At 33.7% G+C, this 13,105-nt stretch carries 11 protein-coding genes; 5 read left to right on the forward strand and 6 right to left on the reverse strand.

The genetic code is table 11. From position 1 onward, the window contains the following. Positions 1-43 precede the first annotated feature (43 nt). Complete coding sequence (locus CD036_RS08505; RefSeq protein ID WP_103388435.1) at positions 44-1,000, reverse strand: L-threonine 3-dehydrogenase; 957 nt, start codon at positions 998-1,000, stop codon at positions 44-46. 339 nt (positions 1,001-1,339) lie between these two features. Here CD036_RS08505 and CD036_RS08510 point away from each other — a divergent pair, with 339 nt between their 5' ends. After that, the gene (locus CD036_RS08510; RefSeq protein WP_103388436.1) at positions 1,340-2,770 is read left to right on the forward strand and encodes a YfcC family protein; all 1,431 of its coding nucleotides are present in this window, start codon (positions 1,340-1,342) and stop codon (positions 2,768-2,770) included. A gap of 142 nt (positions 2,771-2,912) precedes the next feature. Here the strand turns inward: CD036_RS08510 and CD036_RS08515 are convergent, their stop codons facing one another. Then, positions 2,913-4,283, reverse strand: a complete 1,371-nt coding sequence (locus tag CD036_RS08515) for an MDR family MFS transporter (protein WP_369946171.1) — start codon at positions 4,281-4,283, stop codon at positions 2,913-2,915. Between the two features lie 457 nt (positions 4,284-4,740). Between CD036_RS08515 and CD036_RS08520 the strand changes: the two genes are divergently transcribed. Continuing rightward, positions 4,741-5,388, forward strand: a complete 648-nt coding sequence (locus tag CD036_RS08520; RefSeq protein ID WP_103388437.1) for a FusB/FusC family EF-G-binding protein — start codon at positions 4,741-4,743, stop codon at positions 5,386-5,388. 563 nt (positions 5,389-5,951) lie between these two features. Here the strand turns inward: CD036_RS08520 and CD036_RS08525 are convergent. Beyond that, positions 5,952-6,842, reverse strand: coding sequence for a LysR family transcriptional regulator (locus CD036_RS08525; RefSeq protein ID WP_103388438.1), 891 nt, complete (start codon positions 6,840-6,842; stop codon positions 5,952-5,954). 120 nt (positions 6,843-6,962) lie between these two features. Here CD036_RS08525 and CD036_RS08530 point away from each other — a divergent pair, with 120 nt between their 5' ends. Continuing rightward, positions 6,963-8,141, forward strand: coding sequence for an MFS transporter (locus CD036_RS08530; RefSeq protein WP_021459871.1), 1,179 nt, complete (start codon positions 6,963-6,965; stop codon positions 8,139-8,141). A gap of 207 nt (positions 8,142-8,348) precedes the next feature. Here CD036_RS08530 and CD036_RS13320 read toward each other — a convergent pair whose 3' ends face one another. The 3 genes from CD036_RS13320 to CD036_RS08540 all read right to left on the reverse strand — a co-directional run bounded on the left by CD036_RS13320 (position 8,349) and on the right by CD036_RS08540 (position 10,596). Continuing rightward, positions 8,349-8,480, reverse strand: a complete 132-nt coding sequence (locus CD036_RS13320) for a hypothetical protein (RefSeq protein ID WP_002509501.1) — start codon at positions 8,478-8,480, stop codon at positions 8,349-8,351. A gap of 214 nt (positions 8,481-8,694) precedes the next feature. Continuing rightward, the gene (locus CD036_RS08535) at positions 8,695-9,174 is read right to left on the reverse strand and encodes an SRPBCC domain-containing protein (RefSeq protein ID WP_002509500.1); all 480 of its coding nucleotides are present in this window, start codon (positions 9,172-9,174) and stop codon (positions 8,695-8,697) included. A 39-nt stretch (positions 9,175-9,213) separates the two neighbouring features. Next, positions 9,214-10,596, reverse strand: coding sequence for an amino acid permease (locus CD036_RS08540; RefSeq protein ID WP_002509499.1), 1,383 nt, complete (start codon positions 10,594-10,596; stop codon positions 9,214-9,216). 308 nt (positions 10,597-10,904) lie between these two features. Between CD036_RS08540 and CD036_RS08545 the strand changes: the two genes are divergently transcribed. Both CD036_RS08545 and CD036_RS08550 read left to right on the forward strand, forming a co-directional pair. Continuing rightward, positions 10,905-11,846: an agmatinase family protein gene (locus CD036_RS08545; RefSeq protein ID WP_103388439.1), complete on the forward strand. Its 942-nt coding sequence runs from the start codon at positions 10,905-10,907 to the stop codon at positions 11,844-11,846. A gap of 28 nt (positions 11,847-11,874) precedes the next feature. Then, a complete protein-coding gene (locus tag CD036_RS08550; RefSeq protein WP_103388440.1) occupies positions 11,875-13,098 on the forward strand; it encodes an Nramp family divalent metal transporter in 1,224 nt (407 codons plus the stop codon). The last annotated feature ends 7 nt before the right edge of the window (positions 13,099-13,105 follow it).

Consider the following 13,105-nt stretch of genomic DNA (forward strand, 5'->3'; position numbering starts at 1 on the left):
AATAAACAGCGCGCTAAATATTTTTAGCGCGCTGTTGCCTTTATTATTTTACCTTATCTTTATGCTCAATAGCTTCTAACATAACTTTAGTCATTTCAGTCAAATCATATTTTGGTTCGAAGCCCCACTCTGCTCTAGCACAACTCACATCTATATTATCTGGCCAACTGTCTGCAATGGTTTGTCTTGTGGGATCCACATCGTAAGCTAATTCAAAATTTGGATAAAATTCTTTAATCGCTGCTGCTACCATTTCCGGTTCGATACTCATTCCACTTAAATTATATGCATTACGATTAATTAGTTTTACACCATCAGCTTCCATTAACTTAATAATAGCATCGATGGCATCATCCATAAACATCATATCCATAAATGTATTTTCAGCTATAAAGCTCGTGTATTTTCCTTCTCTCACAGCTTCAAAATATATCTCAACTGCGTAGTCAGTCGTACCGCCACCTGGTTCTTTAACATGTGAAATTAACCCAGGAAAACGAACACTACGTGTATCAACACCAAATTTATCAAAGTAATACTGACAAAGTAATTCCCCTGCTACTTTATTGACACCATACATTGATGTCGGACGTTGAATAGTCACTTGCGGCGTGTTTACTTTTGGCGTTGATGGTCCAAATGCTCCTATAGAACTTGGAGTAAAGAATTTCAAATTATAAGTTCGTGCAGCTTCTAAAGCATTCATTAAACCACCCATATTTAAATCCCAAGCAAATAAAGGATTCTTCTCAGCTGTAGCTGATAATAAAGCTGCCATATGCATCATCGTATCTACTTTAAATGTCTCTACTAACTCGAACATACGATCACGATCTGTAACATCTAAAATTTCAAACGGCCCTTCCATAATAGGTGAATCTAACTCTGGTTTTCTAATATCTGTAGCTAATACATTTTCATTACCATATAATGCTCTACATTTCACTACTAATTCAGTACCTATTTGCCCTAGTGCACCAGTAATCATAATTTTTTTCATTTCTCTCTCTCCCTGTCTATTGTTAAAATGCAATGTATTTCTCATATGAACATTTAACTCATTTCAACTATTATTATAGTATAAAAAGCAGATTTTGTATACTGTGAGTGAACATAAATACTTGAATTAATTTATTTCAGCATCTTATTAAAAATGCATCAGTAGCAACAATCAGCCAATTTTGTGCAGTAAAAACAAAAATTCTAAATATTTTTACTATTTGACTATATATTTTTAAGTTAAAATACACTTCATTATAATATACAAAATATTGTGCTAATATTTGTTTTTAATAAATTGTTTTTTATTAAAATTTATAAACAAAGGGGATGACAAACAATGTCTAAGTTACCACAACAAAATGATAGTCATAAACAGCCTAAAAAATGGCTGAAGATGCCACATATTTATGTGTTACTATTTATTTTTGGTGTTATTGCTACCATTTCTACTTATTTAATACCTTCTGGTGTATTCAAACGTGTAAAAGGTCCAGAGGGACGAGAAATGGTAGACGCTGACTCGTTTAAATATGTACAATCAGATCCAATTGGTCTTATCGATTTCATTACAATCATACCTAGAGGTTTGATAGAAGCTGGAGAAATTGTATTCTTCACTTTAATAATCGGTGGTATGTTTATGGTTTTACGTCGTACTGGCATTATCGAAATAGGGGTCGATAAATTAGCACGTCGCTTTATGAATCAAAGTATTTTTATTATTCCTGTCTTAACTATTACATTTGCTATTATTGCTACTTTAATTGGTACAGCCGAACTATCACTCGTATACATACCAGTTATCTTACCGTTAATCATCGCACTTGGTTATGATTCCATTACGGCCAGTGCTATTGCTTTGTGTGGTACGGTAGTAGGTTTTACTATAGGGGTACTTAATCCAATCAACACAGGTTTAGCACAAAAATTGTCTGGTATTCCCGTCTTTTCAGGTTTAGGTTTTCGACTAGTTTTATTCGTAATTGTTATTATAGTTACCGTATTATTTATAATGAGACATGCCAAAAAAGTAAAAAGTAATCCTTCGTATAGTTTAGTTTATGAAGAGGATCGAGAAAAACGTGAAATTTATAAAGATATTACGCAACATCAACCACTTGTGGCAACAAAACGTCAAAAAATTGGTATCGCAGTAGTCTTACTTTTCTTTATAGTTTTAGTTTACGGTGTTATCACACAAGGCTGGTTCATGGTCGAAATGTCAGGACTTTTCATTGTTATGGGTATTGTCGTCGGCTTAATCACTGGACTCAACACTCAAGAGATTTGCGAAGCCTTTAATGATGGTTTTAAAGATGTCTTAATGGGAGCAATCATTGTCGGTTTAGCCCGTTCCATCGCCGTTGTACTTGAAGATGGTAAAATTATGGATACGATTGTTCACAGCTTAGGTTCTGTACTTGATGGCGCCACACCAACGGTAGCTGCCGTTGGTATGTATGCTGTACAAGTTTTAATTAATTTCATTATATCTTCAGGTAGTGGTCAAGCATTAGTAACTATGCCTATCATGGCTCCATTAGCCGATATGTTAGGTATTACGCGACAAACAGCTGTCCTCGCTTTCCAATTAGGTGATGGCTTTACACACGTGTTTTATCCAACAAGTGGTTACTTTATGGCCGCATTAGCAATTGGCGGTGTATCTTATACTAAGTGGATTCGTTTCTTTTTCCCACTATTTATTATTTGGGCCGGTATATCAGTCATCGCATTAATTATTGCTCAGTTAACAGGCTACTCTTAAAAAATATATTATAAAAAAAGGATGACTTCTACGTTAATCACGTAAAAGTCATCCTTTTTATTGTAGATATTAGCACAAATTGTGTACTAACCATCCGACGAAATATGTTGTTTGAAAGCTACAACTATCAACTTACCGCTCATTAACTTTGCATTTTCTTAACTTTTTTAGGACCTTCATGTAGTTTAAATGATAATGCAAAAGCTAAGAATGTTACGATAGTGGCTACTATGAATGAAATGTTCACACCGTGAATAATACCTTCTGCTCCACCATCTGATACTGCAGCTAATGACATAATAGTAATAAATACAGCTGTACCGATAGCACCTGCCATCTGTCTAAATGTATTATTCATCGCTGTACCATGTGGTATTAACTGTTTTGGCAACTGATTAATTGCTAAAGTTGTCATAGGCATCATAACCATTGCAATAGCAACCATACGTATACTGTTCATTATAGTTAAATACGTAACACTAGTATGACTAGTTAAAAATGTAAATGGCAAGGTAGATAATGCTAATAGTAATAAACCAATTCGTGCCAACCACTTACCACCGAATTTATCAAACATGTAACCGGTGATCGGGTTCATAAGTCCCATAACTATTGCACCTGGTAGTAAGACTAAACCAGATTCTAATGCTGTAAGTTGTAACATATTTTGCATATATAGAGGCAAAATAATATTTGTGGCAATCATTACTGCAAAGACGAACATGCCTAAAATAGTACCAATGGTAAAAATATTATAATTAAATACTCTAAATTCAAGCATAGGTTCTTTGAGTTTCAATTGACGTTTAATAAAGAAGTATAATGTTACGACACCAATAATTAATGTGATAATAACACGCAGACTCGTAAATCCAGCTTCACTTACTGTACTAAAGCTGTATAATAAACCACCAAAACCAACTGTAGATAAAAGCACTGATAGTTTATCTAATTTTGGATGAGTTAACTCTGTAACATTTGATAATAAATAATACGCAGTAATAATATTAACTACCGCAATTGGTAAAATTACATAGAAAACACTTCTCCAAGTAAAGAACTCTACTAAAATTCCTGATAATGTAGGCCCTATCGCAGGCGCAAAAGCGATAACTAAACCGAATAATCCCATCGCTGTTCCGCGTTTTTCCTCTGGGAATAATAAGAATAAAATTGTTTGCATCAGTGGCATCATAATACCTGCACCTGCTGCTTGTAAGATACGACCGATTAATAAAATACTAAAATTAGGCCCAATTGCACAAATTAATGTACCTACTGTAAATATCCCCATCGCTGATAAGAACAATTGCCTCGATGTAAAACGTTCAATAAAGAACGCTGTCACTGGAATCATAATACCGTTAACTAACATAAAAATAGACTGTAACCATTGCACGGTACTATTAGATAGTTGCAAATCTTTCATAATGGGTGGAAGCGCAGTACCAAGTAATGTCTGATTTAATATTGTGATAAAAGCACCAGATAATAGCACAATAAATAATGGCATGTTTTTGCCCAAATTAAATTTTTCACTTTCAGCCAAAAAAACCCTTCTCTCTTTTTATTAAATTTTTATTGTTGGCCTCAACTTTAAAAATATAAGCGTTCTGTAGTTGTAATTTCGTGTTGTTGACTTTCATTGAGTAGCCAGAAAACCGCGAAAATACAATTGTAATAAGCCTTGAAATGACCGCTTTTTACCCTCGTCATAACAGCAATTATTAAATTGTACCACTTTCAAAATCACAAGTCTAATGACTGATTTATCACACAATTATAGCGCTGTTGACAATGTTCAACTATCTTGGTATAAACAACTTAACATTTAAATTGGAGATGATGATATGTTGCACCTAAATGCTACATGCTTAATACACAACGCATTTTGTAATGCTTTGTAAATCACTCACTTTTCACAAAGCATTATCTTACCTAAAATACGTTTTGTGAAAGGAAAATAAACAATGAATCTTAATCTATACCCATATCAATATAACTTTATTGCAGACAAAGTAGCACATTTACTCAATGTTTATCATTCAGTGAATGACCCTAAAACAGTAACATCTATTCAAGAAGCCGTACGAGAAGACATACTTCAAACCTTCCCAAGCACAAATTCTGAAATTACTAACAGTATTGAAGTGCTAATGAATAGAAAGTGTTCCACAGCACAAGCTGAAAAGGTACTCAAATCATTTCAGTCCTATGTTATTCCTTTTGAACATCCGACCAAAAAACAAGTCGAACGCGTTTTTAAAAAAGTAAAAAAATTAAAAACGCCATTCATAAGTGATGAGGTCTTATTAGAAAGTACGTACATCGGCTGGAACGATATCGCATCAAATCGTAAGTACATCATATATTATGATAATAATCATCAACTTCAAGGGTTTTATGGCGATATCACACAAAATACCGTCAAAGGATTTTGTGCCATATGTAATAAACAATCCAACGTCACGTTATTTACAAGAAAAACAAAAGCTACTAGTGATGGGCGCTATACTAAAAAAGGTGATTACATTTGTTTAGACAGTACGAAATGTAATCAACAATTATCAGCAATACAGCAGTTCTATCAATTTTTAACGAAAATCGAAGCACAGTAGTACTTTCAGACTGTCGATAACCCTTAGGTGATAATTCGACTAAGGGTTATTTGTTTATATATTAATTAATGTATTAAATAACAGCGGTCATTTATCATTGGTAGTACTTGAGCCGACTCCTGCTGAAATAGCACTCGCCGAAGACTACAGGCTGAGGCAGTGCCCGCGGAAAGCGTGCACAAAAACTGCCAACAAAGTTGGAAACTCTGCTGACAGTCTGCGGAGTGTGACAGAAATCTGTATTGTGACAACAACGTGTATCGTTTGTTACTGAACAGTTACTAAATGTGGTGTATTATCTAAAAATATAACTGATGCTTGCATGGAAATCCACTTTAGCTATTATTTCTGTAATACCAAATGGACTATGAATAAAATAAATAATATTGGCAGTGATTTGGGCCGACTCCTGCGGGAATAGCACTCGCCGAAGACTACAGGCTGAGGAAGTGCCCGCGGAAAGCGTGCACAAAAACTGCCAACAAAGTTAGTACTTCATCGAAAGTCTATGAACTGGATGCATCAATGATGTTCGAGCGTTTTTTGCTCGATACCTTGATGTTTTACTGTTTTATATAAGTAATAAAGGTATTTGCCACAGAATATTTATTTTGCACTCCTTTAGTCAGAGCGGTGAAATAAATATAATAGTCAAAAGGATTGCCAATAGGTATTTGTTCAATCATTCCACTTTCAATTAATAAATCTTCTTCCAACATTAAACTCGACACAATACTAACACCTAAACCTTCAGCTACTGTACGTAGCACTACTCCTGGGTTATTTGTGCGAAACACAATTTTTAATGGGCCATAAACCTCTTCAAATTCTTTAAAATTATGTTGATAAAAACTACGATCATATAAAACAAATGGATATTGTTGTATTTCCTCTAAACTCACTACATCTTTTAACACCAATTTAGATTTTTTGGGCACTATTAATTTAAAATCACTAGTCCGATTTAATGAATGCAAGGTTATAGTTGAACTAAGTTGTTCATTATCACGAATACCTATTAAACCAATATCTACTTCATTATTTTCTACCAACCGGATGATATCTTCACGTGAACTTTCAAAAATTTCAACATTTATATGTGGGTAATCTTTCTTAAATGCTGATAATGCCTTAGGGATAATTTTATTGAATAAAGTAGGAATAGTGGCGATAATTAAAGATCCTTTCAAATGAGAAGTCATCGCTTCAACTTCTGCTGACAACTTGTCACGCGAATCTAAAATATCAATAATAAAGGGTATCAATTGTTTACCTTCTGGCGTTGGTAACGTCCCTTTACGTGAACGATGAAACAATGTATAACCTAGTTCTTGTTCTAAATTCGCTAATGATTGACTCATAGCTGACTGACTAATATGAATCGCTTCTGCAGCATGAATCATAGACTCCAATTCGTAAATCTTTTTGACATATGCCAGTTGCTCAAAATTCACCAAATCCCCTCACTTTAGTAAAACTTATATTAATATCACAAATTCCAATTATACATAAGTATATTTTAATTATTATAATATTAATTGTTTTGATATTACAACTAAAAGGAAGGTCTTACTATGTATGACAAACTATGGTCTAAAGATTTTATCTTTATTACTATTGTTAATTTTTTAATGTATCTCATACATTATGCGCTTATTGTGTCCATTACTGTATTCACAATAGAAAAATATAACGCTTCCGAAAGTATGGGAGGATTGGCAGCTGGTATTTTTATCATTGGTATGCTGTTTGGTAGATTATTTGCCGGAAGAATTATAGATAATATGCAACCTAAAAACGTCTTGTTAGGTGGCATTTTATTTTCTATTGTTACGGTAGCATTTTATTTTGCTATACACAGTCTAATTATTTTAATGATAGTTCGTTTATTACATGGCGTTGCATTTGGTTTATCATCCACTGCAACTGGTACTATGTCTTCGCGTATTATTCCCGAAAATCGTAAAGGCGAAGGAATTGGCTATTATGCTTTAAGTGTCACAGTAGCTTCTGCTATCGGTCCATTCGCTGGTATTATTATCAATCAAAATTTAGGCTATCAAGGAAACTTTTTACTTTGCTTGATTGTTATTTTACTAGCATTTGTTGTTGCGTTAAGTATTAAAAAATTACCTTTATCTAAACCATCAACTGACAAAACACGCCCTTCTGGAATACAAGCTTATGTTCAAAAAGAAGCACTACCTATTGCAATGGTCGCAGCCTTAGTAGGTATAGCCTATTCTAGTGTGCTATCATTTATGACTGTTTTCACTGCTAAAATTGATTTGGCAGCCGCTTCCAGTTTCTTTTTTATAGTTTACGCCGTAAGTACATTTGTTACACGCCCTATTACTGGAAAAATCTTTGATCAATACGGAGAAAATAAAATTATGTATCCAGTACTCGTTAGTTTTATCATCGGGTTGATAACGCTAGGAATGACAAATGGTAGTATTGTTTTATTTATTTCTGCGATCTTTATTGGTATTGGCTACGGTACAGTTATCCCTAGTGCGCAAGCCATTGCTATCCAACAGTCACCAAAAGAAAAAATTGGTCTAGCCACATCTACTTTTTATATGTTTGCTGATCTAGGTGCTGGTATTGGACCATTTATTTTAGGCTTCATTATTCCATTTATTGGTTATCGTTATTTATATATTGTCATGGGACTACTCGTTATCGTATCACTTTGTGTTTATTATTTCGTACATGGCAAAAAAGCGTCACAACAACAGTATAATACCTAATAAAATAAAACAGAGATTATGGCTGACTTCCATAATCTCTGTTTTATTAATAAATTTAGTGACTGCACCTTTGATAATGTTGATTAGTAGAATAAAATGTACTCATTAAGTATGTTAAAGACTCTATGTCACTGTTCATGTTAATCATAAAAACGCCCAGAACATTATTAATGTTCTGGGGAACATGATCACCGTAGTGACTATATTTTAAAACTTGTCTTTTAAATCATTCGCTTTATCTTTTGCTTTATCTTTTAATTCTTCTTGTTTTTCTTTGTCATCTTTCACTTCATTCACTTTGTCTTCAGCTTGGTCTTTAAATTCGTCAAATTTACTCATTATAAATTCCTCCTTAAGTTGAATGTATATTAACTTTACCACTTATAACTTTATTTAAACTTAATTTTTAAATTTTTTGATAAATCTACTTTACTATATTATCTATAATGCTTATTAATATAAAAAATCATTTTTCTTTAAGTTTTAATTAAGTATTTTATCTATAACTAAATAGACTGCACAACGTAGTGTACAGTCTAGCTCAGTATACACTTCACTGTTCTATATTTAAGTGTTGTGCTATTTCAAATTTTTTATTTTCAAAATCCAAGTTTTGTTGATCGATCGGTTCACCTTGCTCAATTACATGTTTCACATTGTCTAGTTGAAATTGCCATCCAGCAAAATCTAAAATGATGTGCGGAAAAGTATAAGGTAAATATTCTTCTAACGTTAATATCGTACTATTATTGTCTGCTTCTAGCTGAAATTTTACTTCTCCTACATCCCATGTATAACTTATACGTTGGTCCTCAGCAAATTCGGTAATATGCATTGTTTCATAGTTGTCACCTTCTAAATGAAAGTAAATATGTCCGCCTACTGCGCGTTCGTCCACTTCTAATTGTGGAAACCATTGTTGAATACCTTCCGTCGTACTTAAATATTTAAAAACCGTCTGTGGTGTAGCTTCAATATATGTTTTCGCAGTTTGATATGCACCATTGTCATCTTGTGAATATTTAATATCCATTAGAATCCTCCACTCATTAATTGAAATCCATTATATTTATTACCCAGTATTACCACGGCTTAGTGATAAATCTCCACTTTTTTTCACTGCTTTATAATACACTGCAATTAAGAATATAAACCATAATGGTGTGATATACATACCACTGCGTGTTTCAGGTGTAACAGCTAAAATGACTAGCACAAATACGAAGAATATTTGCACAAAATACGCCATCGTTAGACCACCTGGCAATTTGAAGCTACTCGTTTTATGTGATTGAGGTTCATTTTTACTATATTTTACGTAAGCATGCATAATAAACATCCAATTAATAATTAATAATATAGTCGATAAAGATGTAACATAGAAAAATACTTGTGTCGCATTTGGAATGAAGTAATTCATGATTACAGTTATCGACAACAATAAACAAGTGACCATAATTGCCACAAAGGGCACGCCTTGTTTATTTTGTTTTAACAATAGTGGATGCACTTGTTTTTTATCTGCTAATCCAAATAAAATTCTACTATTTGCAAAGATTCCACTGTTACATGAAGATGAAGCAGCAGTTAACACGACGAAATTGATCAATCCTGCCGCGAAAGGTACACCGATTAATGCAAATAATGCTACAAATGGACTGTTATCTGGATTTGCTTGATTCCAAGGTATGATAGACATAATAACAGCCAATGCCCCAACATAAAATATTAAAATTCTAATAGGTACATTGTTTATGGCCTTAGGTATCGTCTTACGTGGGTCTTTCGTTTCACCTGCTGTAATACCCACAATTTCAATTCCAGTAAATGAAAAGACTACCATTTGAAAGGACATTAAAAACCCGGAAGCACCATGTGGAAAAAAGCCGCCATGTGAATATAAATTAGATAAGCCAGTTGTGCCATAATGTGTATTAAAAGCAAAACAAATCATGACAATACCAATGACGATTAATGCAATAATTGTCACTACTTTAATAATAGAAAACCAAAATTCAAGCTCACCAAACATTTTCGTACTTGCCAAGTTCAATGTCATTAAAATTAAAATACACGCAAGAGATGTAATCCAGTTTGGTAATTCTGGCAACCAATATTCAACATATTTGGCAACGGCAGTAATTTCTGCCATGCCAGAAGTAATCCAAGTTAACCAATACGTCCAGCCTGTCAAAAATCCAGCTAATGGCCCTATTTGATCATGAGCAATATCAGCAAATGTTTTATATTGCGTATTAGAAATTAACATTTCCCCCATTGCACGCATAAACATAAACAGTACAAATCCTACAATAATGTAGGTCAATAAAATCGAAGGCCCCGTCAAACTAATCGACTGGCCTGCACCTAAAAAGAGTCCAGTGCCTATCGCTCCTCCTATAGCAATCAATTGAATATGTCTATTGCTTAGCTCTCTATTTAACTTATGTGCCATCTAATTCCCCATTTGTTTATTAGATTAAAGTATGCATGATAAATATGTAGTTTATTCAAACCCCTTTTTGAACAAACAATTGTACATTCATAAACATATCTCAACAATACTTTATTGTATAATATTCTTTTTTTCTAAAAAATTCAACAATCTTTAAATTTTATAATATTTTTGTTTATTTAATCAACATTTTACATAAAAATAAATTAATGGCACAACATAGTGATGATAACGCTTACGCTACAATATTTGAAATGGGTAATTATACTATATATAATAATAAACTAACAAAGGGAGTTGATTTCACGATGAAAAATAATATTTATGGTAATGTACCAACTTTTCTAGGCAGCAAGAATTTATCACATGCAACTGAATTAGATACTGATGTCCTTGTTTATGGCGTACCGTTTGAAGGTGAAAGCACTTGGGGAGACTATACTGGAGTGGAATTAGGTCCAAAACAAATTCGTTTATCTTCTGCTCGTTATAGCCAATACTTACCCGAACTTAACCATATTGATGTCAGCAAACATTTATCTATGGGTGACGTGGGAGATGTCCCTTTCGTAGCGCATGACAATAAGCAAAGTTATGACAATATAGAAAGTTTTGCTTACAATTTATGGCAAACGAATAAATTTTTAATCGGCCTTGGTGGCGAACATGGTGTTACATATCCAATCTTAAAAGCATTAACTAAAATGAATAAGCGTGTAGGTATTATACATTTAGACGCACATTACGATAATATGCCTGATTATGAAGGTGAAGCATATGCACGAAGCACACCTTTTATGCGTTTGTACGAAACTGATGGTATTAGAAATGAAAGTATCATCCACACAGGCATTCACGGACCGCGTAACAAACCTGAAACTGGTCAATATGCCGAACAAGCAGGCGCCGTGACATTAACCATTAATGATATTCGCGAAGCCACAAACTTAAAAAAATTAGCTAAAGATATTTATGCTTTAGCTAGTAAAGATGTAGACGTCGTCTATTTAACTATTTGTAGTGACGTATTAGATTTCGCCTTTAATCCAGGTGGCCCAGTTGATGGCAACGGTATTACTTCTTATGAATTATTAACGTTAATTCATGAATTTGGCAAACTTGGTTTGTGTGGCATGGATTATGTAGAAGTATATCCAATGCAAGATGCCAATCAAAATTCTGCTCATTTTGTCTCTACAGCTGTACTTTACGTATTAGCCGGTCACGCGAAATATTTAGGTAAACTATAGGCCTAAGCAAACAGGGGATGTGGTTCTGATGTTGGGTGGTTTCAAAAAAATACTAAAATCTTTAGGTCCAGGAATGATTATTACTGCTTCATTTATTGGCCCGGGTACTGTAACTACCATGACTCAAGGTGGTGCAGGTTTTGGTTATAGCTTATTGTGGGCAGTAGTATTTTCTATCATTGCGACGATTGTATTACAAGAAATGATTATTAGACTTTCTCTTGTCACTCGAGAAGGTTTGGGTGAAGCGATTCAGGAATTGTTTGCCCATAAAATCGGTAAATTTATCATTGTCTGGTTTACACTTATTGCAGTTACTATTGGCTGTGCGGCGTATATAAGTGGAGATCTAATAGGGACCTCTTTAGGTGCTTCATATTTATTACAGTTGCCTGAGCATTTAGTGGCACCAGTAATCGGTGTAATTATTTTACTTATCGGCTTATTTGGGAATTACCGTTTCTTAGAAAAAATCATGCTTGTATTAATGGTTATTATGGGACTTATTTTTATTATTACGATGATTGTGATTCAACCTGACGTCATTGGAATACTGCAAGGCGTCTTCGTTCCCACAATACCAAATGGTTCAATTTTAACGGTTATCGCGTTGATTGGTACAACTGTTGTTCCGTACAATTTCTTTATACATTCTACAGCTGTACATGAACGTTTTAAAGATTTAACTGATTTAAAATTTGCCAGATGGGATACTATTATTTCAATTACTATTGGCGGAGTTATTTCTGCCGCCATTTTAATCTCTGCTGCAACTTTAATTAAAGGCGAGGAAGTTACTAGTGTAATTCAGCTAGCGGGACCGCTGAAACCGGTGTTTGGAGATTTTGCTCCTATTATTATTAGTATCGGGTTATTTGCGGCTGGTTTATCTTCTGCCATAGCCTCTCCTACTGGAGCAGCTGCGACAATAAGTAGCTTGTTAGGATGGAAAGGTGGTATGCGCAGCAAAAAATATAAAGCAGTATTCGTTGTTATTATCATCATAGGTATTATTACTTCTGCTTTAGGTTTTGAACCGCTACAAGTATTACTTATTGCACAAGCTTTAAACGGAATTATTTTACCACTTGTTGCCATATTAATCTTAATTATTATTAATAAAAAGAAACTTATGGGCAAATATGCAAATACATGGCAACTTAATATCATTAGTTTTATTGTTGTCTTAGTTGTTACATTTTTAGGTCTTTATAGTTTAATAGATGCCGTTAAGAATATTTTTGCAGCATAATAATTGA

The organism is Staphylococcus arlettae (genome assembly GCF_002902345.1).
Lineage (GTDB): Bacteria > Bacillota > Bacilli > Staphylococcales > Staphylococcaceae > Staphylococcus > Staphylococcus arlettae.

Excerpts from the sequence above, each read along its gene's own strand:
- CD036_RS08515 (WP_369946171.1), bottom strand. The coding sequence starts at position 4,283 with ATGCCATTATTTATTGTGCTATTATCTGGTGCTTTTATCACAATATTA.
- CD036_RS08545 (WP_103388439.1), top strand. The coding sequence starts at position 10,905 with ATGAAAAATAATATTTATGGTAATGTACCAACTTTTCTAGGCAGCAAG.
- CD036_RS08540 (WP_002509499.1), bottom strand. The coding sequence starts at position 10,596 with ATGGCACATAAGTTAAATAGAGAGCTAAGCAATAGACATATTCAATTG.
- CD036_RS08505 (WP_103388435.1), bottom strand. The coding sequence starts at position 1,000 with ATGAAAAAAATTATGATTACTGGTGCACTAGGGCAAATAGGTACTGAA.
- CD036_RS08520 (WP_103388437.1), top strand. The coding sequence starts at position 4,741 with ATGAATCTTAATCTATACCCATATCAATATAACTTTATTGCAGACAAA.
- CD036_RS08510 (WP_103388436.1), top strand. The coding sequence starts at position 1,340 with ATGTCTAAGTTACCACAACAAAATGATAGTCATAAACAGCCTAAAAAA.
- CD036_RS08530 (WP_021459871.1), top strand. The coding sequence starts at position 6,963 with ATGTATGACAAACTATGGTCTAAAGATTTTATCTTTATTACTATTGTT.
- CD036_RS13320 (WP_002509501.1), bottom strand. The coding sequence starts at position 8,480 with ATGAGTAAATTTGACGAATTTAAAGACCAAGCTGAAGACAAAGTGAAT.
- CD036_RS08550 (WP_103388440.1), top strand. The coding sequence starts at position 11,875 with ATGTTGGGTGGTTTCAAAAAAATACTAAAATCTTTAGGTCCAGGAATG.
- CD036_RS08535 (WP_002509500.1), bottom strand. The coding sequence starts at position 9,174 with ATGGATATTAAATATTCACAAGATGACAATGGTGCATATCAAACTGCG.